This is a genomic window from Frigoribacterium sp. SL97, from assembly GCF_026625765.1.
Classification (GTDB): Bacteria; Actinomycetota; Actinomycetes; order Actinomycetales; family Microbacteriaceae; genus Frigoribacterium.
Map to the genome: position 1 here is coordinate 1,083,226 of NZ_CP113062.1, position 20,882 is coordinate 1,104,107.

Consider the following 20,882-nt stretch of genomic DNA (forward strand, 5'->3'; position numbering starts at 1 on the left):
CGACGCGCGCCCGACGTCGGCATGAACCACGAATGCGACGATGAACCCCGATTCCGGGGGGTTCATCGTCGCATTCGGGGTTCACGGGCTGTCGGAGCCCTTTGGAGCCGCCGGGGCGTCAGCGGCTGCCGAGCGGACCGTTCTCGCTGTGGGGGTCGCGCGACTCGAGCACGGGCGCGGCGTGGGAGCCGCCGCCGACGGCGGGTGCGGCCTGCGCACGCAGCAGGTCGCGGATCTCGCTGAGCAGTTCGACGTCGGTCGGCGGGACGTCGGCGGGGGTCTCCTCCGCCTTCTGCTTGGCGAAGGTGCGCTTGAGCAGGTTGTTGACCGGCAGCACGAGCACGAAGTAGACGACGGCCGCGATGATCAAGAACTGGATCGCGGACCCGATGACGGCGCCGAACTTCAGCTGGGCCTCGCCGCCGGCGAGCGTCGGGATCGTGACGATGAGCGCCTCGTCGAGCATGGTCGCGTTGAACGCGGCCCCGATCAGCGGGTTGAACACGTTGGTCACGAGCGACGTCACGATGGCGGTGAAGGCCGCACCGATGACGACCGCGACGGCGAGGTCGATGACGTTGCCGCGCAGGATGAACTCTTTGAAACCCTTCACGGGCGACTCCTTCTGATCGGACGAGATGAGATTCTCCACGTCAAGCAAACCACGGAGGCGCGCTCGGGTGGCCCCGCCGGTCGCCGCGGCCGGTCAGGACGAGCTGGACGAGCCGCCCGACGAGCTCGAACCGGACGAGCTCGAGCCCGACGAGCCGGAGCCGGACGAGCCGGAGCCCGACGAGCCGCTGCCGGACGAGGACGAACCCGACCCGCTGCCCGAGGCGCCCGACGAGGACGAGCCGCTCGCGCCTCCTGAGCTCTTGTCGGACGAGCCGGACGACGATCCCTTCTCGCCGGAGCCGCCCGACGAGCCCGAGCCCGACGTGCCCTTCGAACGCGAGTCGGTGCGGTAGAAGCCCGACCCGTTGAAGGTCACGCCGACGGGGCTGAACACCTTGCGGAGCTTGCCCTGGCAGACCGGGCAGACCGTCAGCGTGTCGTCGGTGAACGACTGGACGATGTCGAAGGCGTTGTCGCACTCGGTGCAGCGGTACGAGTAGGTGGGCACGGAGGCGCTCCTGAAGGAAGGCGAGTCTAGAACTCGTGGATGCCGGAGGGGGTGACGACGCCGTCGACGGGTTGGTCGTGCCGCTCTCGGGGCACCGACTCGACGTACTCGGGGTCGAACACCACAGCATAGACGGGCGGACGACGCTCCATCGAGCCGAGGGTCTTGTCGAAGTAGCCCCGGCCCCAGCCCATGCGCATGCCGCCGTGGTCGATGGACGCCGCGGGCACGACGATCAGGTCGACGTCGTTGACCGCCATCGGGCTGAGCACCTCGCCGACGGGCTCGGGCAGGTCGAAGAGGCCCCGGGTCTCGCTCTCGCCGTCACCCACCGCCCAGTCGAGCAGGCCGTCGGCCCGCGTGATCGGGAACAGCACGCGGACGTCGTTCGCGAAGGCCCAGTTCAGGAACGGACGCGTGTTCGGCTCGACGTCGGTCGACAGGTAGGCCGCGATCGAGCGCACCGACAGGCCCGTCGCGAGGTCGGTGAGGTGCCGCGTGATGCCCTCGGTGGCCTGGTCCCTCTCGTGCGCACCCAGGGTGCGACGCTTCTGGCGGATCTCGGCTCGCAGGGCGCGTTTGGCGTTGCCGACGTCGTCAGTCATGACGACGAGCTTAACCGTCCGACTATTAACCTCCGCGAAACGTCGGGGATGGATACGCTGACCCGCATGGGCTTCACGATTTCTAAAGCAGTCATTCCCGCCGCGGGCCTGGGGACACGATTCCTGCCCGCCACGAAAGCAATGCCGAAGGAGATGCTGCCGGTCGTCGACAAGCCGGCGATCCAGTACGTCGTCGAGGAGGCCGTCAACGCCGGCCTCACCGACGTGCTGATGATCACGGGACGCAACAAGAACGCGCTCGAGAACCACTTCGACCACGTCAGCGAGCTCGAGGAGACGCTGAAGAAGAAGGGTGACCACGACAAGCTCGCCAAGGTCAACCAGTCGACCGACCTCGCCGACATGCACTACGTGCGCCAGGGTGACCCGCTCGGCCTCGGCCACGCGGTGCTCCGCGCCAAGATGCACGTCGGTCGCGAGCCGTTCGCCGTGCTGCTCGGTGACGACATCATCGACGCACGCGACCCGCTGCTGACGCGCATGGTCGAGGTGCAGGGGCAGAAGAACGCCACCGTCATCGCCCTCCTCGAGGTCGACCCCTCGCAGACCCACCTCTACGGCATCGCCACGGTCGAGAAGACCGACGAGGACGACGTCGTCAAGGTCACCGGCCTTGTCGAGAAGCCGGCCCAGGGCGAGTCGCCCTCGAACCTGGCCATCATCGGCCGCTACGTCATCCGCCCCGAGGTCTTCGACGTCCTCGAGAAGCAGGAGCCGGGCAAGGGTGGCGAGATCCAGCTGACCGACGCCCTCATGAAGATGGCCGGTGCCGAGGAGTGGACCGGCGGCGTGTACGGCGTCGTCTTCCGTGGCCGTCGGTACGACACCGGCGACAAGCTCGACTACATCAAGGCCATCGTCCAGCTCGCGTCCGACCGCGAGGACATCGGTGGCGAGCTGCGCCCGTGGCTGCAAGAGTTCACCGCCGGGCTCGAGAAGTAAGCAGGCGACTCGTTCCGTGACGAACATCCCCACGCTGACGGAGGGGGCGGTGACCATCCGCCCCCTCCGTCTCCGTGACACCCGCGACCTCGACCAGGCCCTGATGGAGAACCGGTCGTGGCTGCGGCAGTGGGAGGCCACCAACCCGAACGGCTTCACCAGCCACGACGTGCGCGGCAGCATCCGCTCGTTGCAGACCAACGCCCGGGCGGGGCTCGGTCTGCCGTTCGCGATCGAGCTCGACGGCCGGTTCGTCGGCCAGCTGAACGTCTCGGGCATCGCCTACGGCTCGCTCGGCTCGGCCACCATCGGCTACTGGGTGACCCAGGCCGCGGCGGGCCACAACGCGACGCCGATCGCGGTGGCACTCGCGACCGACCACTGCTTCCGGGCACTGGGGCTCCACCGCATGGAGATCTGCATCCGGCCCGAGAACGCCCCCAGCCTGCGCGTCGTCGAGAAGCTGGGCTTCCGTTACGAGGGTCTGCGGCGGCGGTACATCCACATCAACGGTTCGTGGCGCGACCACTTCTGCTTCGCGCTGGTCGCCGAAGAGGTCCCCGAAGGCGTCCTGCGTCGCTGGACCACGGGCACCGTGCCGGTCGGGCAGGGCAGCGTGCCCGCCGACGCCCTCGCCGAGGCCGGGCGCGCGCTGCCGCTCTAGCGACTCCGCCCCCGGGGGCGCTCGTCGGGTCGCGAGGCACATCCGTGCCGCGACACGCGGACACACCTGTCGATCAGCGGCCTCCGGGGCCCGCCCGCTCATACCTTGGTCACCATGAACATCGAGTCGTGGGGTGGAGGCGTCGTCCTCGCTCTCGTCGCCGCGCTCTGGCTCGTCTACCTCGTGCCCACCTGGCAGCGCCGACGCGAGTACCTCGCGACCGAACGCAACGCCGTGCGGCTGCAGCAGACCCTGCGCATCCTCGCCCAGACGGCCGAGGTCCCCGACGAGGTGCGCATCGAGGCGAACGCCCGCTCGGTCGCCGACGCGCAGAAGATCCTGCGACACGAGGAGGCGCGGCGCGAGGCCCTGAGGCGTGCGCACGAGGCGGCGCGGCAGCGTGCCGTCACCCGTGAGCTCGCCGCGGCCGCCCCCGTGTTGCGTGCCGCCGACCGCGACCCGGCCCTCGCCGCCCGTCGGCTCCGGCGCTCACGCCTGGTCTCGACCGTGGTGCTCGCCGTCAGCGTCGTCGCCGTCGTCGGCGGCGTCGCCGCGGGCCTGACGTCGTCGTGGGTGCTCGTCGTCGCCGGCCTCGTCTTCGGTGCCGGCGCGGTCGCGATGCTGACCCAGCTCGCCGCCGTGTCGCGGGCGCGCGCCCGCCGGGCGGTCGTCGCCCCCGTCGCGCAGCCGCTCAAGGACTTCTCCGGCGTCATGGGGGACGGCGTCGTCATCCGCGACGAGCAGGCCTCGGCCGAGTCGCGCCTGTGGACCCCCGTGCCCGTCCCGAAGCCCCTCTACCTGCGGCGCGGCCGCCAGCGCCCCGTCCCCGACGCGTCGGTGGACGCCGCGGCGGCCGACGCCGCGGCGGCCGAGCTGCAGCGGGACTCCCGTCGCTCGGTCGAGTCCCTCCGGTCGGCCCAACACGACGCCCTGCGCGAGGCCGCGCGGGCCGAGGCCGCGCTGCAGTCGACGCGACGGGCGTCGGTGGCCCGCACCGCGCCTCCTGCACCCGTCGCGGCTCCCGCCGTCCCCGCCGAGGAGGCGCGGGTCGAGCCGGTGGCGCCCCCTCGCCCCCCGAGTCGCTTCGCCCGCATGGGCATCATCGACGACCTGCCGCAGTCGGACTTCTCGCTCGACGAGGCCCTGCAGCGTCGCCGCGCCGTCTGACCCGTGGAGCGTCCGGCCCGGGTTCATCCGGGTGTCGACGAGGTGCTATCGTGGCAGAGCAGTTTCTGGGGCTATGGCGCAGTTGGTAGCGCGTCTCGTTCGCAATGAGAAGGTCAGGGGTTCGAATCCCCTTAGCTCCACCACATCAGGCCCGGGTCGATCACGACCCGGGCCTTCCTCATGCCGGCGCCGCCGTCGTCGGCCCGAGCGACCTGATGGATCCGCTGTGAGCGGGTGCGGCGGGCCGAGGGCGGTCGTAGCATCCGGGCATGTCACTCGCAGTCAGCATCGTGCAGCACGACGAACACGACCACCCGGTCTGGTACCTGCAGTACTCGTACGCCCGCGCCCTGCCCGGCGCGCCGGCCCGGGGGCCGTACCACTCCCGATCCGAGGCCGAGGAGGCGCTGCGCCACCTGCGCGACGCCGCCCACATGTACGGCGAGTTCGAGATCTCGGTGCTGCCGGCCTGACCACCCCGATTCGGCGCATGACCGCCGAGAGGTTGCGGAGGGTGAATCAATTACGACAGATCGGTAACGAAAACCGGTCGCGCAGCCTGTTCGACCCTCGGGGACGTCGAGATCACGACATGCTTGCCTGATGAGCACTCCGCAGCCGCCCTAAGGCTCGTCCGACGAGCCCCGTGACCCTCGCGACGAGAACGGACGCGGCGACCAGACGCCTCCGCCGTCGGCACCCCGGCCCCCGCAGCCGGCCTACGGCACGACGCCCCCGCCGAGTGCTCCCCAGCCCGCCTACGGAGCCCCGCAGCAGCCCTACGGCGGGCAGCCGCAGGGCGACCGCTCGCAGCAGCCCTACGGCGGGCAGCCGCAGCAGCCCTACGGCGGCCAGCAGCAGCCCTACGCTGGCGCCCCGACCGGCGCTCCCGCCTACGGTCAGGCCCCGCAGTCGCCGCAGGGCGGCAACGGCCTGGGCATCGCCTCGATCGTCGTCGGCGGCGTCGGACTGCTGCTGTCGTTCGTCGGGTTCGGCGTGATCCCCGCGATCGTCGGCCTCGTGCTCGGCATCATCGCGCTCGTGAAGAAGAAGGGTGCGCGCATGCTCGCCCTGATCGGCACGATCGTGTCGGGGCTTGGCGTCCTGATCGGCATCGCCGTCGTGATCTTCGGTGTCATCGTCGGGCTCGCCTCCGTCCAGGCCATCAACGAGTCCCTGCCCACGAGCGGCTCGATCGACTCGGGTGACACCGGGACGGCCGACGGCGACGCCTCGGCCGAGAACAACGCCTTCGGCGACACCTTCACCTACGACGACGGCATCGCCCTGACCGTCTCGGCCCCTGAGGCGTACACGCCCGGCGAGTACTCGAGCGGCGCCGACCAGGCGGCTTCCGTGGTCTTCACCGTGACGATCGAGAACGGCACCGACGCCAACTTCGACCCGATGCCCTACGAGACGGCCACCTCGGGCGGCGTCGAGGCCAGCAAGGTCTACGACTCCGACATCGAGAGCTCGCCCACGACGGTCGTCCCGGCCGGCCAGTCCATCTCGTACCGCATCGTGTTCTCGGTGGCCGACGCCGACCAGATCGTCTTCCAGATGTCCCCGTCGTTCGACTACGACGACGTGGTGTTCACCAGCTGAGCCGTTCCGCGTCCACCGGCCCCGTGTCGGGCGGAGCCCCCGTCGTCCGCGACGGGGGCTCCGTGGCGTCCGGGGCGACCGGTGTCGCGCCTCCTGCACCATGATGGTCGGGTGCCTCCGACGACCCCGACCGATGCCCCGACGCCCCACCTCTCGACCGATCCCGAGCTGCTCGCGCGGCTGAGGGCCGACCTGGCGTCGTCCGGGTTCACGGTCGAGCGGCTGCAGGGTGCCGACGCGTGGGGCTCGCACGCCGGGGCCGCACTCTTCCGCGGCGAGCGGGTCGCGGCCCGTCGTGCCCTCGCCCGCAGCTCGGCTCGCGACGAGTCCGTGCGTCCGGCCGCCACCCTCGCGTCGCTCTTCGTGCTCGGCTACCCGCAGGCCGTCGAGGCGGTGGCCGGCGCCCTGCCGACCCTGGGCGCCGAGGGCGCGGTCGCCCTCGGGCTCGTGGCGAGGGAGGGCGACTCGGTCCGTGCGCTCGTCGACCTCCGTCCGTACGCCTTCGTCGACGCCTCGGGCGAGGCGAGCTGGTGGATCGCCTCCGACCTCGGCGAGCTCGTCGTCGAGGGGGCGCTGCGAGAGGACCACGTGCTCGGCGTCGGGGGAGCCTCGGCGACGCTCGCCGGCCTGATGATCTCGCGCCAGGTCGACCGGGCGCTCGACCTCGGCACCGGCTGTGGCATCCAGGCGCTGCACGCGGCCCGGCACGCGCGGCACGTCGTGGCCACCGACATCTCGCAGCGCGCCCTCGACTACGCCGCGTTCAACGCCGCGCTCAACCTGGTCGACGGCATCGAGCTGAGGCTGGGCAGCCTGTTCGAGCCCGTCGCCGGGGAGACCTTCGACCACATCGTGTCGAATCCGCCCTTCGTCATCACGCCGCGTGCCGAGGGCGTGCCCGAGTACGAGTACCGCGACGGCGGCATGGTCGGCGACGACCTCGTCGCCTCGGTCGTCGAGGGCCTCGGGCGCCACCTCGCGCCGGGCGGCATCGCGCAGCTGCTGGGCAACTGGGAGTCCGGAGGCGCGGGTGCGGTCGCCGGCAAGAAGGGCGCGTACTCGGTCGCCGACTGGGCGGCCCGGGGCGGCGTGGCCGTCGACGTCTGGGTCGTCGAGCGCGAGGTGCAGGACCCGACCGCGTACTCCGAGACCTGGATCCGCGACGGCGGCACCCGACCCGGTTCCGCCGACTTCGAGCGCCTGTACGAGGCGTGGCTCGGCGACTTCGAGGCCCGGGGGGTCGTCGAGGTCGGGTTCGGCTACCTGACGGTGCGTCGGCCCGCAGGCGACGCGAGCCTGCCCGTGGTGCGCACGGAGCGCCTCCTCGGCGGTCTCGGCCAGAACGACGTGGGACTCGGTGCCCACCTGCTCGGGACGCTCGACGCGGTCGACCTGCTGCGCGACCTCGACGACGAGCAGCTGGCCGCGCGTCGGCTGGTCGTCGCGGGCGACGTCACCGAGGAGCGCCACTACTGGCCGGGCAACGACGACCCCACGGTCATCTCGTTGCGGCAGGGCGGCGGCTTCGCCCGAACGGTCGACTCGGGCACGGCCCTGTCGGCCCTGGTCGGTGCCTGCGACGGCGAGCTCAGCGTCGGGGCGATCGTCGGTGCCCTGGCCCAGCTGCTCGGGGCCGACGAGGCCGCTCTGAGGGCGGAACTGCTGCCCCAGGTCCGCGAACTGGTGACGACGGGCATGCTGCGGGCCTGAGCCGGACGGGCGTGTCCCGTCCCGGGCTCGGAAGACGTGCCGGGCGCCGGCCGGACGGGGTCAGGCGGGGGTGCCCACCGTCGCCAGCGCGAGGCGCCAGACGAGCTCGACGTGCTCGGCCATGTCGGTGGCGGGGTCGAGCATCCACTGGATCTGCATGCCGTCGCTGACCGCGAGCAGGACGGTCGCGAGGCGGGTGGGGTCGACGCCCGCCGGCACCTCGCCCCGTCGCTGTCGGGCGGTGATCGCCTCGGCGACCTGGGCGCGGATCGACGCGTAGCGCTCGACGAAGTACGCGTGGGCGGCATGGCTCGGATCGCTCGTCGCAGCCGTCGACATGCTGGCGAACAGCTGGACCAGCCCGGGCACGTCGGCGTTGTGCCGGATGACGGTGATCAACTGCTCGACGATGTCCGCCTGCGGGTCGGCGAGCGCGAGGTCGACCTCGTCGCGTCGACGCAGGATGGCCGTGAAGAGTTCGTCCTTGCTGTCGAAGTAGTGCAGCAGCCCGGCCTGGCTGAGGCCGACCGAGTCGGCGAGCTCCCGGACCGACGTGCCGCGGAAGCCGTTGCGGGAGACCACCTCGAGCGCCGTGTCGAGGATCTCCGTGCGCTTGGCCACACCCTTCGCGTACGAACCCCGTTGTGCCATGCGGTCAGGCTAGCGCGACCGTCGGCGCTCGGGCCCGAAACCCACCGTCGCTCGGTTTTCGCTGGTAGCGTCACGTCATGACCCTCCACCACGACGGCGACGCGGCCGACGACCAGATCCGTGCCGACCAGGCCCGGGACGACCAGGCCCGACTGACAGAGTTGCTCGGGCGACTCACGCTCGACGAGAAGGTGCAGCTGCTCACCGGCCGCGACTTCTGGACGACCCACCCGAACGAGAAGATCGGCCTGCGGCGCATCCTGGTCAGCGACGGCCCCAGCGGGGTGCGCGGCGAGGTGTGGGACGAACGCTCGCCGTCCCTGAACCTGCCCAGCGCCTCCTCGTTGTCGTCGTCCTGGGACCCCGACCTGGCCCGTCGTTACGGTGCCGCGGCCGCCGTCGAGGCCCGCCGCAAGGGCGTCGACGTCGTGCTCGGCCCGACCATCAACCTGCACCGGTCACCCCTCGGCGGTCGGCACTTCGAGGCGTTCAGCGAGGACCCGGTGCTCACCGCCGAGCTCGCCGCCGCGTACGTCCACGGCGTGCAGGACAACGGCGTCGGCGCGACCCCCAAGCACTACGTCGCCAACGACTACGAGACGGACCGCTTCACCGCGAGCACCGTGGTGAGCGACCGGGCCCTGCGCGAGCTCTACCTGCTGGCGTTCGAGAAGGCCGTCACCGAGGCGCACGCCTGGCTGGTCATGTCGTCGTACAACTCGATCAACGGCGTGACCGCGACCGAGAACGAGCTGCTCGAGACGCCGCTGAACAGCGAGTGGGGCTTCGACGGCGTCGTGGTCAGCGACTGGACCGGCGTGCGGAGCGTCGAGAGCGCGAAGCACTCGCAAGACCTCGTGATGCCCGGCCCGGACGGCCCCTGGGGCGACGCCCTCGTCGCCGCCGTGCGGGCGGGAGAGGTGCCGGAGGCCTCGATCGACCGCAAGGTGCTGCGCCTGTTGCAGCTCGCCGCCCGCGTCGGAGCCCTCGACGGCTTCGAGCCGGTCGCCGCGACGCCGACCACGGTCGAGGACGGCATCGCCTTCGTCCGCGAGGCCGCGGCCGCCGGCACCGTCCTGGCCCACGACCGGGGAGGCGCGGTGCCGGTCGACCCCGCGACCGTCCGGTCCGTCGCCGTCGTCGGCCACAACGCGCGGTTCGCGCGGACCCAGGGCGGTGGCAGCGCCACCGTGCTGCCCGAGAAGGTCGTCACGCCCGTCGAGGGCATCGAGCAGGCCTTCCCGGGCGCCACCCTGACCTACTCGGTCGGCGCCGTCGTGCAAGAGGGCGTGGCCGAGCTGCCCCTCGACCGCATCACCAATCCCGAGACGGGCGAACCCGGCGTCCGTGTGTCGTTCCGCTCGGGCGACGACGAGCTGTTCTCGGAGGACCGTCGGGCCACCGCGCTCGTCTGGTTCGGTGGCGACGCCCCCATCGAGCGCAGCGACACGGTGCGATTCTCGACCCGCTACACGCCGGAGGTCACGGGCGAGATCCTGCTCGGCGTGGCCTCGGTCGGCCACTCGGTCATCCGCGTCGACGGCGAGGTCGTGCTCGACGGCACGAGCGAGGCCGTCGGCGACGACCTCGGCGCGGCGTTCCTCGCACCGCCGTCGCAGTCGGCGGCCGTGGCGGTCGTCGAGGGGCGACCGATCGACGTCGTCATCGACCACACCATCGGGGCGAGCGCACTCGGCGGAGCCCTGAGCTACACCTTCGGCATCGAGCCCGACGACGCCGACCCGTCCGGGCTGATCGACGAGGCCGTCGCGGCCGCGGCGGCCGCCGACCTGACGATCGTCGTGGTGGGCACGAACGGCAAGGTCGAGTCCGAGGGCTTCGACCGCACCTCGCTCGACCTGCCCGGCCGCCAGGACGAGCTCGTCTCGCGCGTGGCGGCGGCCGCCGCGACGACCGTCGTGGTCGTCAACGCGGGGTCGCCGGTCACGATGCCGTGGCGTGACGAGGTCGACGCCCTGTTCCTCACCTGGTTCGGTGGTCAGGAGTACGGCCACGCGCTCGGCGACGTCCTCACCGGTGCCGTCGAGCCCGGCGGCCGCCTGCCCACGACGTGGCCCGCCACGCAGGCGGACGTGCCCGTGATCGACGTCACCCCCGTCGACGGCGAGGTCGTCTACGACGAGGGCATCCACGTCGGCTACCGCGCCTGGCTGAAGGCCGGCACGACCCCGGCCTACCCGTTCGGGCACGGCCTCGGCTACACGACCTGGTCGCTCTCGGGCCTCGACGTGACCTCGACGGTGAGCGCAGGAGGCGCGGTGCAGGTGGCCGTCGACGTCACCAACACCGGCGCCCGCGAGGGCAAGCACGTGGTCCAGGTCTACGCCTCGCGCCCCGACTCCGTGGTCGACCGTCCGGTGCGGTGGCTCGTCGGGTTCGCGCCCGTCGTGGTGCCGGTCGGGGGGACGAGCCGTGTCGAGGTGACCGTCCCGGCCCGGGCGTTCGCCGACTGGCGCGACGGGTCCTGGGCCCACGAGCCGGGCGCCTTCACGGTGCACGTCGGGTCGTCCGTCGCCGAGCTGCCGCTCGAGGCGACGGTCGTGCTCGAGGGGTGAGGCGCGCCGCGTGACGCGACCCGCGCCTCCTGGTCCGTCGAATCAGGAGGCGCGGGTCGTAGGTGCGCGGAGCGGGCGTCAGCCGCGGTGGTTGCCCGTGCGCTCGCCCCACTCGCGCCACGAGTACTCGGGTACGAAGCCGAGCAGGTCGCGGGCCTTGTCGCTGCTGAGCAGCGGCTCGACGCCCTCGACCGCCCGGCGCTTCTCGACCTGCGGCCAGTACTGCTCGGCGAGCACGGCCGTCGGCGTGTTCATCACGGTGTCGGACGCCGCGATGATGAACGCCTCGAAGCCGACGAGGTCGCTCTCGAGCGCCTTGCGCACGGCCTGGGCGCCGTCGCGGGCGTCGATGTACGAGAACAGGTTGAAGGTGCGCTTCTCGGGGGTCTCGTCGAAGGGGTACTCCGAGTAGTCGCCGTCGTCCATCACGTTCGAGAAGCGCAGGCCGATCAGCTTGAGCTGACGGTCCCACCGCGTGAAGTGCCGCGCCATCTCCTCCTCGACGGCCTTGCCCAGCGAGTACGACGACTCGGGGCGCACGGCGTACTCCTCGTCGAGCGGCAGGTACGGCGGATCGATGTCGAACGGGATGCCGAGCAGGGTCTCGCTCGAGGCCCAGACGACGTTGCGGATCTTCGCGGCACGGGCGGCCGCGAACACGTTGTAGCTCGACGTCACGTTGTTCGTGAAGAGGGCGGCGTTCGGCACCAGGCCGGGGGCCGGGATGGCGCCGAGGTGCACGACGGCGTCGATGTGGTCGTACCGGTCGTCCACGCTCGTGAGCGCCTGGGCGACCTGGCCGTAGTCGGTCAGGTCGACCTTGACGAAGACGACGCCGTCGACGGGGTCGGGGCTGGGGACGCGGTCGAGCAGGACGACCTCGTAGCCGTGGTCGGCGAGGTCGCGGACGACGGCGCGGCCGAGCTTGCCGCTGCCGCCGGTGACGGCGACTCGGGTGGTGGGGGTGCGGGGAGACGACATCGTCGGCCCTTTCTGCCGGACGCCCGGCGGGTCTGGGGGTGCGCGGATCGGGCTCCGCGCCTCCGTCGTTTCTACTAGCCGGCGGGCCTCCGTGGTCGGACGCGGGTGGTCGGGCCGACTCCGTCCCGACGCCCGGGAGGCGCGGTGGGGGTCCGCATCCGCTGGGAGCCGTGTCGGACGTGCCGGGTAGCTTCGGCCTGACCGGGGTCGACCGTCGGCCCCCGAGAGAGGCCCTCATGAGCACGCCCACGAACCCCGCGAACCACGACGCCGACGAGCGCACCGACCCGGCGGCCGTGCACGGCGACAGCCCCGAGGAGGTCGAGCTGAACGGCGAGTCCCCGGCCGACGAGGCCGCCGTCGAAGGCGCCGTCGACCAGGTCGACGGGCTCCTCGGCGGCCCGGGACGCGTCGCCTGAGCCGTCGGGCCGGTCGACGCGTCAGCCGATCGGCTGCAGCGAGTGGAAGGCGGTGCCGTGGTAGACGAGCGGCGCCGCCGTGTCGTCGACCCGGGCGCCGAGCACCTGCAGGATGACCACGACGTGGTCGCCGGCGGGCACCTCGCGGTGCACCACGCACTCGAGCCGCAGCGGGGTGCCCGACACCAGGACGGCCCCGTCGTCGGTGACGACGTGGTCGACGCCGGCGAACCGGGCGGCCCGCGTGCGCGACGAGAGCTGACGGCAGAGCAGGCCCTGGTCGGCGGCGAGCACCGAGACGCCGAGGCGCGGCGCCGTGCGCAGGCGGGCCCAGGTCGCCGAGTCCTGACGCGCGGAGAACGTCACCATCGGCGGGTCGAACGAGGCCCCGACCGTGAAGCTCGAGACGACCATGCCGTCCGGGCCGTCGACCCCGGTGGCGGCGAGCGCGGCGACCCCGCTCGGGAAGGCGGCGAACGCCGAGCGTTCGACCGGGTCGAGCGACGTGGTGCGGGTCATCGGGGCTCCCGTCGAGAGATGTGAACCAGTTGGTTCATCGCGACGTTAGCCGTCCGGTGTTTCATCCGGATTACGAGGTGTTCCAATCACCTGGAAGTCACCCACCACCTCGGGCATCGTCCGAGGTACGGTGTAGTGCGCTCACCGGCTGGTTACCGGGGCGCCCGTTCCCGTCAAGCGGCCGACGAACGCAGCGTGGTCTCCTGATCCGACTTCGTGAGGTCCTCGGCCGTGGGTCCGGTGGGCACGCCCTGGTCCGAGCTCCGCTCGTCGACCGGAGCGTGCCCTCTTCTCGTCCCGGCGGTCGTCGCGGACCGGGCGTCCTCGGGGTCGCGAGTCGCGCCTCCTCGTGCTTTACTTGAGGCCCCCTCACCTCGCGGAGGTTCAGGGCACGAGGCGGGGGACCGGCCGCGGGAGCGTCGTCGCGCTCCCGCGGCCGGACGACCCGTCCGTGGTCGTCGCCGTCGGACCGGTGGATGGTGCAGGGTTGACTCATCATGTCGCCCGCTCCCGTCGCCCCCCTCGCCGCCCTGCTCCCCTCGACGCCGGGCGCCGACTCGTACGACGCCGACGCGGCGTACACGGCCTTCGCCGAGTGGGCCGAGTCGCGGGGGCTGCCCCTCTACCCGGCCCAGGACGAAGCGATGATGGAGCTCGTCGGAGGCGCGTCGGTGATCCTCAGCACGCCGACCGGCACGGGCAAGTCGCTCGTCGCGGCCGGCGCCCACTTCGTCGCCCTGAGCCAGGGCGGGCGGTCGTACTACACGGCCCCGATCAAGGCCCTGGTCAGCGAGAAGTTCTTCGCGTTGGTCGAGCTCTTCGGGCCCGAGAACGTCGGCATGGTGACCGGCGACTCGTCGGTGAACTCCGACGCGCCGATCATCTGCTGCACGGCCGAGATCCTCGCGAACCTGGCCCTGCGGCACGGGGCCGACGCCGCCGTCGACCAGGTCGTGATGGACGAGTTCCACTTCTACGGCGACCAGTCTCGCGGCTGGGCCTGGCAGGTGCCGCTGTTGCTGCTGCCGCGTGCGCAGTTCCTGCTGATGTCGGCGACGCTGGGTGACGTCACCCGCATCACCGACGACCTCGCACGGCGCACCGGTCGGCCCGTGGCTCGGGTCACGGGCGTCGAGCGTCCCGTGCCGCTGCACTACTTCTACGCGCAGACGCCCGTGCAGGAGACGGTCGAAGAACTGCTCTCGACCGGCGAGGCGCCCGTCTACGTCGTGCACTTCTCCCAGGCCGCGGCGCTCGAGCGGGCGCAGGCGCTGTCGAGCATCAAGGTCGCCAGCCGCGAGCAGCGCGACGAGATCGCCGAACTGATCGGCGGTTTCCGGTTCAGCACCGGGTTCGGCAAGACCCTCAACCGCCTGGTGCGCTCGGGCATCGGGGTGCACCACGCGGGCATGCTGCCCAAGTACCGTCGCCTCGTCGAGCAACTGGCGCAACGCGGCCTGCTGCGGGTCATCTGCGGCACGGACACGCTCGGCGTCGGCATCAACGTGCCGATCCGCACGGTGTTGCTGACGGCGCTGACCAAGTTCGACGGCACCCGCATGCGCCAGGTCAGCGCGCGAGAGTTCCACCAGATCGCCGGGCGGGCCGGTCGCGCGGGCTACGACACCTCGGGCACGGTCACGCTCCAGGCGCCCGAGCACGAGATCGACAACCTCAAGCAGATCGAGCGGGCGGGCGACGACCCGAAGAAGAAGCGCAAGATCGTCCGCAAGAAGGCGCCCGACGGCTTCGTGTCCTGGGGCGAACCCAGCTTCACCAAGCTCATCGCCGCCGAGCCGGAGGCCCTGACCTCGCACATGCAGGTCACCCACGCCATGCTGCTCAACGTCATCGGGCGCGGCGGCGACGTCTTCGCCAACGTGCGCTCGCTGGTCTTCGACAACCACGAGCCCCTCGCCAAGCAGTACGCCATGGCCCGGCAGGCCATCTCGATCTACCGCACGCTGCGCACCGCCGAGGTCGTCGTACAAGAGGCCTCGCCCGACGGAGGCGCTCCGACCATCCGCCTGACCGTCGACCTGCAGGCCAACTTCGCCCTCAACCAGCCATTGTCGCCCTTCGCCCTGGCGACCTTCGAGGTGCTCGACGTCGAGTCGCCCACCTACGCCCTCGACATGGTGTCCGTGGTCGAGGCGACCCTCGACGACCCCCGGCCGATCCTGTCGCAGCAGCAGTTCAAGGCCCGCGGCGAGGCCGTGGCCGCGATGAAGTCCGAGGGCATCGAGTACGACCAGCGCATGGAACTCCTCGAGGAGGTCACCTGGCCCAAGCCGCTCGACGAGTTGTTGACCGCCCTGTTCGAGACGTACGCGGCCTCGCAGCCCTGGATCGGCGACTTCGCGCTCAGCCCCAAGTCGGTCGTGCGCGACCTGTACGAGCGCGCCATGACGTTCGGCGACTTCGTGGCCTTCTACGGGTTGGCCCGCTCCGAGGGGCTCGTGCTGCGCTACCTGTCCGACGCCTTCCGCGCGTTGCGGCAGACGGTGCCGGACGAGGCGAAGACCGACGAGCTGGTCGACGTCATCGAGTGGCTCGGCGAACTCGTCCGGCAGGTCGACTCCAGCCTGCTCGACGAGTGGGAAGAGATGGTGAACCCGAGCGAGCTCGAGGCCCACGACGAGATCGTGCCCCCGACGCTCCGCAACCTCACCGCCAACGCCCGGGCCTTCCGGATCATGGTGCGCAACGAGCTGTTCCGTCGCGTCGAACTCGCCGCCCGCGACGACGCGGACGCCCTCGGGGCCCTCGACGCGGGCTCGGGCTGGGACGCCGACCGCTGGGGCGAGGCCCTCGACCGGTACTACGACGAGTACGACTCCATCGGCACGGACGCCGCGGCCCGGGGCCCACAGATGCTCCAGGTCGAGCAACTGCCCACGGTGTGGCGGGTGCGGCAGATCCTCGCCGACCCCGAGGGCGACCACGACTTCGGCATCTCGGCCGTGGTCGACCTCGCCTCGAGCGACGAGCGAGGCGAGGCCGTCGTGACCGTCACGGCCGTCGGGCCGGCCTCCGAGCGGAGCCGACCGTCACCCGTCGAGGGGTAATCTCGTAGGGTCGCGCCCCACCCCGGCAGCCGACCAGCTCCACCCGCGTTCCACCACGAAGAGGTCGCCATGTCTCGTCTGTCCGGCAAAGTCGCCATCGTCACCGGGGCAGCCTCGGGCATCGGCGAGGCGATCGTCCGCCGGTTCGCCGACGAGGGGGCCCGGGTCGTCGCGACCGACATCGTCGACGGGGCGGCCGTGGCCGCCGAGACGGGGGCCGAGTTCGTGCAGCACGACGTCGCCAACGGCGGCGACTGGAAGCGCGTCATGGACCGCATCGCCGAGCACTACGGCCGACTCGACGTGCTGGTCAACAACGCCGGCATCGTCTCGGGTCAGTCGATCGACGTCACCCAGCTCGAGAGCTGGAACCGCGTCTTCGCGGTCAACGTCACCGGCGTCATGCTCGGCACGCGCTTCGCCATCGAACAGATGCGCGCGAACCCCGACGGCGAGGGCGGGTCGATCATCAACCTGGCTCCGGCGACGTCCTTCCTCGGCTTCGGTGACGACGCGGCCTACACGGCGAGCAAGCACGCGCTGGTCGGGCTCACCCGGTCGAGTGCCGCACACGCCGCCCAGGAGGGCTGGAACATCCGCATCAACTCGCTCCACCCCGGCCCGACCGACACCGCCCTGTTCCGCCGTCAGGTCGAGGCCCAGCCGCAGGTGCTCGACGCGTTCCGCGCCATGAGCCCGCGGGGTCGACTCGCCAAGCCCGACGAGGTCGCCGGGCTCGCCCTGCACCTCGCGAGCGACGACTCGGCCTTCTCGACCGGCGCCCAGTTCGTCGTCGACGGCGGGCTGTCGAGCACGCACCCCTCGATGTAGCCGCGCGGCGCGGCGCTGCTTGCCTTGCGCGGTGCGGCACCGCGACTCGTGCACGGCACCGCGTCTAGATCAGGTGCGGTGCCCGATTCGCGGTGCGGTGCGGTGCGGTGCGGGTGGGGCGCGTCAGAAGAGCGTCGCCGGAGGCGCGGGCGGGGTCGCCGGCGCCGCGATCGGGTCGGTCGTGGCGACCGGTGCCCCCGGCCAGCCGGGCCCGGACGGCACGTCGGTGCGGTTCTGGAACGCCGTGGCCGCGCCCCGGGCCCGCACGTCGGCCGCCTCGTTCATCTCGTGGCCGACGTGGCCGCGGACCCACTCGAAGCGCACCTTCCGCCCGGCCAGGGCGGCATCGAGCTCCTTGAGGATCTCGACGTTGAGCACGGGCTTGCCGTCGGCCTTCCGCCAGCCCTTGCGCTTCCAGCCGGGCATCCACTCGGTGCAGGCCTTGATCGTGTACTGGCTGTCGCACAGGATGTGCAGGTCGTCGTCGGTTCCGGCCGTGGCGCGCAGCAGCTCGAGCACGGCGGTGAGCTCGCCCTGGTTGTTGGTGGCACGCGGCCAGCCGCCGGCCGCCCACCGCTCGTCGTCGACGTACCAGGCCCATCCGGCGGGACCGGGGTTGCCGAGGGCCGATCCGTCTGCTGCGGCGGTGATGGTCATGCGGGGTGCTCCTTGCGTCGACGGGTTGCCGGTCCACGGTAACGTGCCGGGCGCGACCGACCGGACCCGCGCCTCCTGCGGGGTGTCAGCGATCGCCCGGTGGGGTGGCGCCCGCCCGTGTCAGCCGTTGTGGTCGGGGTGCGACCCGGTGCGCTCGCCCGTCTCGATGCCCGCGACGGCGGCGAGGTCGCCGGCGTCGAGCTCGAAGCCGAAGACGTCGAGGTTGGCGCGGATGCGCGACGGAGTGACCGACTTCGGGATCACGACGAGGCCCTGCTGCAGGTGCCAGCGGATCGTCACCTGGGCCGGGGTGACCCCGTGCTTCGCACCGATGCGCACCAGGGCGGCGTTGTCCAGGATGCGCCCTCGCGCCAGCGGCGACCACGCCTCGGTGACGATGCCGTGGGTGGCGTCGAAGTCGCGCAGCTCGCGTTGCTGCAACCACGGGTGCGCCTCGACCTGGTTGATGGCCGGCACGACGTCGGTCTCGGCCATCAGGCGCTCGAGGTGCGCGATCTGGAAGTTGCTCACGCCGATCGAGAGCGCGCGGCCCTCGGCCCGGATCGTCTCGAGCGCGCGGTAGGTCTCGACGTACTTGTCCTGCCGCGGAGCCGGCCAGTGGATGAGGTAGAGGTCGACGTGGTCGGTGCCGAGCTTCGTCAGGCTCTCGTCGAACGAGCGGAGCGTCTCGTCGTAGCCGTGCGCGGTGTTCCAGACCTTGGTCGTGAGGAACACCTCGTCGCGCGGCACGCCCGAGGCCCGCAGGGCCCGGCCCACGCCCCGCTCGTTGGCGTAGAACTCGGCCGTGTCGAGGTGGCGGTACCCCTCGGCGAGGGCGGTCTCGACGACCCGCTCGGCCTCGTCGTCGGCGACCTTGTAGACGCCGAGGCCGAGCTGGGGGATCGTGCGGCCGTCGTTGAGGGTGATCTGGGGCACGTCGATGGAGGGCATGCCCCAACTCTGCCAGCGACCGACCGACGCGTGTCGCACGCACCGGGCGACCGTCCGGTGAACGGTGCGCGCCGGGCCCGTCGACCGATGGACGAGGAGGCGCGGGTCAGCTCGTCTGGACCGGCACCGGTTCGGTGTCGGGCAGGGGGCTGGCGTCACGGCCGCGGAGGTCGGGCAGCGCCTTGTGGAACGCGGCCCCGACGATCATGCCGACGAAGGCGAAGCAGGCGGCGACGATGAGCCCGCCCTGGCCGCCGACGTGGTCGATCGCGAAGCCGGCGATGGCCGAACCCAGGGCCGAGCCGATCAGCTGGCCGGTGCCGGCCCAGCCGTAGGCCTCGGCCGTGTCGCTGAACTTCACGCTCGACGAGACGATCGCGAACATCACGGCCAGGGCGGGTGCGATGCCGACGCCCGCGATCAGCAGCGTGATGCTGATCGGCCAGAGGCCCGTCGCGAAGATCGCGAGGGTCATGCCCACGAACACGATGGCGATGCGGCGGGCGAGCGCCCACGGGCCGACCGGGACGTGCCCGAGGGCGAGACCGCCGACCAGCGACCCCGCGGCGAAGATCGCCAGGGCGATGCCCGAGTCGGCGCTCCCCTCGCCGAAGAGCGCGACGACGCCGGCCTCGACCGCGGCGCAGGCGCCGATGAGCAGGAACCCGGCGACGGTCGCGAGCAGCACGGTCGGCCGGGCCAGCACCTTGCCGAAGGCCCGCTTGCTGCGGGGGATGCGGACGCGTCCGACCTCGGGCGAGGCGATGAACCAGATGCCGCCGCCGACCAGGAACGCGGCCGCGAGCCAGATCGCCTCTCGCGTGCCGACCTGCGTGCCGACGAAGGTCGTGATGACCGGACCGGCGACCCAGATGATCTCTTGCGCGGACGCGTCGAGGGAGAAGAGGGGGGTGAGCTGGTTCGAGGTGACCATCTTCGGGTAGATGGTGCGGACGGCCGGCTGGACGGGAGGCACGCTGAGGCCCGTCACGAAGCCGAGCGCCATGAACACCGGCACCGAGAAGTCGTACAGGGTGAAGGTGACCATCGTGATGAGGCAGACCACCAGGGTCAGGGTGAGCACGGGGCGCATCGCCCAGCGGCCCATCCACCGGCTGGTGAGCGGCCCCGAGATCGCCTGACCGATGCTCGTCGCCGCGAGGACGAGACCGGCCGCGGCGTACGAGTGGTGGACGTGCTCGACGTGCAGCAGGAACGCGAGCGACAGCATGCCGAACGGGAAGCGCGCGGTCAGCTGGGCCGCGATGATGCGCGAGACGCCGGGCGTCTTCAGCAGGGTCGAATAGGTGCTCACGAGGGGACAAGTCTACGAGTGGGTCCGCGGTCCGCGACACGCCGTGGTCCCGAACTGGGGACATCCGTCGACGAGTGTCGGTGGTGGGGACGAACATGTGGAGAACGGCGCAGAACCGGGGAGAACCGCCCTCGTTCTGTGCAAAACGTGTGCGGTTCCCTGTGGACAACTCTGCGAGACGAACTACAGGCGTGTAACACCGCATCTAGTTGTGGGGGCAACCCCGGGCCACTAGATGTAGTATCGAGGAGTCGCCACGGGCACCACGACCCGCAGGCTCACGAACCACCGATCCGGCCTCAGGGGCCGGCCAGAACACAGGGGATCCCATGGCCATCACCGTCTACACCAAGCCGTCCTGCGTCCAGTGCACGGCCACCTACCGAGCCCTCGACAACAAGGGCATCGAGTACGACGTGCTCGACGTCACGGCCGACGACGCCGCCCTCGAGAAGGTCCGCGCCCTCGGCTACATGCAGGCCCCCGTGGTCATCGCCGACGACGACCACTGGAGCGGTTTCCGCCCCGACAAGATCGCCGCGCTGGCCGCCAAGGTCGACTAGTCGACCCGGCGCACAGCGCCCCACCAGTCGGATGACCCGGGGCTCGGGCCCACACCACGTCGGAGGCGAGGACTCGTCATGACGAACGAACTCGTCTACTTCTCGAGCGTCTCGGGCAACACCGACCGCTTCGTCAAGAAGCTCGGTCTCCCGGCCCGGCGCATCCCGCTGTTCCCGTCCGAGCCGCCGCTCCACGTCCGTGACCCCTACGTCCTCGTCCTGCCGACCTACGGTGGCGGCGAAGGACGAGGCGCCGTCCCGAAGCAGGTCATCCGGTTCCTCAACGACGAGGGCAACCGGCGCCTCATCCGAGGCGTGATCGCGGCGGGCAACACCAACTTCGGAGAGGGCTACTGCCTGGCCGGTGACATCGTCGCCGCCAAGTGCGACGTTCCCCTTCTCTACCGTTTCGAAGTCTTCGGAACACCAGACGACGTACAAGCCGTACACACAGGATTGGAAGAATTTTGGACGCAGCAGTCGATGACCTCGAAGTGATCGCCGCCCCGGG

21 protein-coding genes and 1 tRNA gene are annotated in these 20,882 nt (G+C 71.4%); 13 read left to right on the plus strand and 9 right to left on the minus strand.

The annotated features are described in order from the left end of the window. Positions 1-118: 118 nt before the first annotated feature. The 3 genes from mscL to OVA02_RS05265 form a co-directional block, all read right to left on the minus strand. Positions 119-613 carry a large conductance mechanosensitive channel protein MscL gene (gene mscL / locus OVA02_RS05255; protein WP_056049319.1) on the minus strand — a complete coding sequence of 165 codons (495 nt, stop codon included), beginning with the start codon at positions 611-613 and terminating at the stop codon, positions 119-121. Between the two features lie 93 nt (positions 614-706). Then, a complete protein-coding gene (locus OVA02_RS05260) occupies positions 707-1,123 on the minus strand; it encodes an FmdB family zinc ribbon protein (protein WP_082460604.1) in 417 nt (138 codons plus the stop codon). A gap of 26 nt (positions 1,124-1,149) precedes the next feature. Beyond that, a complete protein-coding gene (locus tag OVA02_RS05265; RefSeq protein WP_056048994.1) occupies positions 1,150-1,728 on the minus strand; it encodes a 5-formyltetrahydrofolate cyclo-ligase in 579 nt (192 codons plus the stop codon). A 48-nt stretch (positions 1,729-1,776) separates the two neighbouring features. On the opposite strand from OVA02_RS05265, the gene galU reads away from it, so the two are divergent. From galU to OVA02_RS05300, 7 genes are all read left to right on the plus strand, one after another. Then, entirely contained in the window at positions 1,777-2,691 is a 915-nt protein-coding gene (galU, locus tag OVA02_RS05270) for a UTP--glucose-1-phosphate uridylyltransferase GalU (protein ID WP_369794403.1), read from the plus strand. Between the two features lie 16 nt (positions 2,692-2,707). Further along, positions 2,708-3,355, plus strand: coding sequence for a GNAT family N-acetyltransferase (locus OVA02_RS05275; RefSeq protein WP_056048986.1), 648 nt, complete (start codon positions 2,708-2,710; stop codon positions 3,353-3,355). 114 nt (positions 3,356-3,469) lie between these two features. Beyond that, positions 3,470-4,522, plus strand: coding sequence for a hypothetical protein (locus OVA02_RS05280; protein WP_056048984.1), 1,053 nt, complete (start codon positions 3,470-3,472; stop codon positions 4,520-4,522). Between the two features lie 67 nt (positions 4,523-4,589). Next, positions 4,590-4,665 (plus strand) — tRNA-Ala (locus OVA02_RS05285). Between the two features lie 126 nt (positions 4,666-4,791). Beyond that, complete coding sequence (locus OVA02_RS05290; RefSeq protein WP_056048981.1) at positions 4,792-4,995, plus strand: hypothetical protein; 204 nt, start codon at positions 4,792-4,794, stop codon at positions 4,993-4,995. Positions 4,996-5,518: 523 nt separating this feature from the next. Next, a complete protein-coding gene (locus OVA02_RS05295; protein ID WP_056048978.1) occupies positions 5,519-6,130 on the plus strand; it encodes a DUF4190 domain-containing protein in 612 nt (203 codons plus the stop codon). A 111-nt stretch (positions 6,131-6,241) separates the two neighbouring features. Then, on the plus strand, positions 6,242-7,840 hold the full coding sequence (locus tag OVA02_RS05300) for a DUF7059 domain-containing protein (protein ID WP_056048976.1): 1,599 nt from the start codon (positions 6,242-6,244) through the stop codon (positions 7,838-7,840). 60 nt (positions 7,841-7,900) lie between these two features. Here OVA02_RS05300 and OVA02_RS05305 read toward each other — a convergent pair whose 3' ends face one another. After that, on the minus strand, positions 7,901-8,491 hold the full coding sequence (locus OVA02_RS05305) for a TetR/AcrR family transcriptional regulator (RefSeq protein WP_200922612.1): 591 nt from the start codon (positions 8,489-8,491) through the stop codon (positions 7,901-7,903). A gap of 77 nt (positions 8,492-8,568) precedes the next feature. Between OVA02_RS05305 and OVA02_RS05310 the strand changes: the two genes are divergently transcribed. Further along, the gene (locus tag OVA02_RS05310; RefSeq protein WP_082460603.1) at positions 8,569-11,067 is read left to right on the plus strand and encodes a beta-glucosidase family protein; all 2,499 of its coding nucleotides are present in this window, start codon (positions 8,569-8,571) and stop codon (positions 11,065-11,067) included. Positions 11,068-11,145: 78 nt separating this feature from the next. On the opposite strand, the gene OVA02_RS05315 is transcribed toward OVA02_RS05310, so the two are convergent. Next, a complete protein-coding gene (locus OVA02_RS05315; protein WP_056048973.1) occupies positions 11,146-12,048 on the minus strand; it encodes an NAD-dependent epimerase/dehydratase family protein in 903 nt (300 codons plus the stop codon). A gap of 236 nt (positions 12,049-12,284) precedes the next feature. On the opposite strand from OVA02_RS05315, the gene OVA02_RS05320 reads away from it, so the two are divergent. Beyond that, positions 12,285-12,467, plus strand: a complete 183-nt coding sequence (locus tag OVA02_RS05320) for a hypothetical protein (protein WP_056048970.1) — start codon at positions 12,285-12,287, stop codon at positions 12,465-12,467. Positions 12,468-12,488: 21 nt separating this feature from the next. Here the strand turns inward: OVA02_RS05320 and OVA02_RS05325 are convergent, their stop codons facing one another. Further along, positions 12,489-12,986 (minus strand): flavin reductase family protein, encoded by a 498-nt coding sequence (locus tag OVA02_RS05325; RefSeq protein WP_056048968.1) that lies wholly within the window; start codon positions 12,984-12,986, stop codon positions 12,489-12,491. 497 nt (positions 12,987-13,483) lie between these two features. Here OVA02_RS05325 and OVA02_RS05330 point away from each other — a divergent pair, with 497 nt between their 5' ends. Both OVA02_RS05330 and OVA02_RS05335 read left to right on the plus strand, forming a co-directional pair. Next, on the plus strand, positions 13,484-16,054 hold the full coding sequence (locus OVA02_RS05330) for a DEAD/DEAH box helicase (protein WP_082460602.1): 2,571 nt from the start codon (positions 13,484-13,486) through the stop codon (positions 16,052-16,054). Positions 16,055-16,123: 69 nt separating this feature from the next. After that, positions 16,124-16,885 carry an SDR family NAD(P)-dependent oxidoreductase gene (locus OVA02_RS05335; protein ID WP_043596555.1) on the plus strand — a complete coding sequence of 254 codons (762 nt, stop codon included), beginning with the start codon at positions 16,124-16,126 and terminating at the stop codon, positions 16,883-16,885. A 123-nt stretch (positions 16,886-17,008) separates the two neighbouring features. Here the strand turns inward: OVA02_RS05335 and OVA02_RS05340 are convergent, their stop codons facing one another. From OVA02_RS05340 to OVA02_RS05350, 3 genes are all read right to left on the minus strand, one after another. Continuing rightward, positions 17,009-17,542: a ribonuclease H family protein gene (locus OVA02_RS05340; protein ID WP_056048966.1), complete on the minus strand. Its 534-nt coding sequence runs from the start codon at positions 17,540-17,542 to the stop codon at positions 17,009-17,011. A 120-nt stretch (positions 17,543-17,662) separates the two neighbouring features. Then, a complete protein-coding gene (locus tag OVA02_RS05345; RefSeq protein ID WP_056048963.1) occupies positions 17,663-18,493 on the minus strand; it encodes an aldo/keto reductase in 831 nt (276 codons plus the stop codon). Between the two features lie 106 nt (positions 18,494-18,599). Then, complete coding sequence (locus tag OVA02_RS05350; RefSeq protein ID WP_056048960.1) at positions 18,600-19,808, minus strand: MFS transporter; 1,209 nt, start codon at positions 19,806-19,808, stop codon at positions 18,600-18,602. Between the two features lie 329 nt (positions 19,809-20,137). Here OVA02_RS05350 and nrdH point away from each other — a divergent pair, with 329 nt between their 5' ends. Both nrdH and nrdI read left to right on the plus strand, forming a co-directional pair. Then, positions 20,138-20,371 carry a glutaredoxin-like protein NrdH gene (gene nrdH, locus OVA02_RS05355; RefSeq protein ID WP_043596549.1) on the plus strand — a complete coding sequence of 78 codons (234 nt, stop codon included), beginning with the start codon at positions 20,138-20,140 and terminating at the stop codon, positions 20,369-20,371. Positions 20,372-20,449: 78 nt separating this feature from the next. Continuing rightward, positions 20,450-20,869 (plus strand): class Ib ribonucleoside-diphosphate reductase assembly flavoprotein NrdI, encoded by a 420-nt coding sequence (gene nrdI, locus OVA02_RS05360; RefSeq protein ID WP_056048957.1) that lies wholly within the window; start codon positions 20,450-20,452, stop codon positions 20,867-20,869. Positions 20,870-20,882 lie beyond the last annotated feature (13 nt).

Bases quoted from the DNA above. Each gene is read 5' to 3' on its own strand.
- OVA02_RS05265 (WP_056048994.1), bottom strand. From the start codon at position 1,728: ATGACTGACGACGTCGGCAACGCCAAACGCGCCCTGCGAGCCGAGATC.
- galU (WP_369794403.1), top strand. From the start codon at position 1,777: ATGGATACGCTGACCCGCATGGGCTTCACGATTTCTAAAGCAGTCATT.
- OVA02_RS05280 (WP_056048984.1), top strand. From the start codon at position 3,470: ATGAACATCGAGTCGTGGGGTGGAGGCGTCGTCCTCGCTCTCGTCGCC.
- OVA02_RS05290 (WP_056048981.1), top strand. From the start codon at position 4,792: ATGTCACTCGCAGTCAGCATCGTGCAGCACGACGAACACGACCACCCG.
- OVA02_RS05305 (WP_200922612.1), bottom strand. From the start codon at position 8,491: ATGGCACAACGGGGTTCGTACGCGAAGGGTGTGGCCAAGCGCACGGAG.
- OVA02_RS05310 (WP_082460603.1), top strand. From the start codon at position 8,569: ATGACCCTCCACCACGACGGCGACGCGGCCGACGACCAGATCCGTGCC.
- OVA02_RS05315 (WP_056048973.1), bottom strand. From the start codon at position 12,048: ATGTCGTCTCCCCGCACCCCCACCACCCGAGTCGCCGTCACCGGCGGC.
- OVA02_RS05320 (WP_056048970.1), top strand. From the start codon at position 12,285: ATGAGCACGCCCACGAACCCCGCGAACCACGACGCCGACGAGCGCACC.
- OVA02_RS05325 (WP_056048968.1), bottom strand. From the start codon at position 12,986: ATGACCCGCACCACGTCGCTCGACCCGGTCGAACGCTCGGCGTTCGCC.
- OVA02_RS05330 (WP_082460602.1), top strand. From the start codon at position 13,484: ATGTCGCCCGCTCCCGTCGCCCCCCTCGCCGCCCTGCTCCCCTCGACG.
- OVA02_RS05335 (WP_043596555.1), top strand. From the start codon at position 16,124: ATGTCTCGTCTGTCCGGCAAAGTCGCCATCGTCACCGGGGCAGCCTCG.
- OVA02_RS05340 (WP_056048966.1), bottom strand. From the start codon at position 17,542: ATGACCATCACCGCCGCAGCAGACGGATCGGCCCTCGGCAACCCCGGT.
- OVA02_RS05345 (WP_056048963.1), bottom strand. From the start codon at position 18,493: ATGCCCTCCATCGACGTGCCCCAGATCACCCTCAACGACGGCCGCACG.
- nrdH (WP_043596549.1), top strand. From the start codon at position 20,138: ATGGCCATCACCGTCTACACCAAGCCGTCCTGCGTCCAGTGCACGGCC.
- nrdI (WP_056048957.1), top strand. From the start codon at position 20,450: ATGACGAACGAACTCGTCTACTTCTCGAGCGTCTCGGGCAACACCGAC.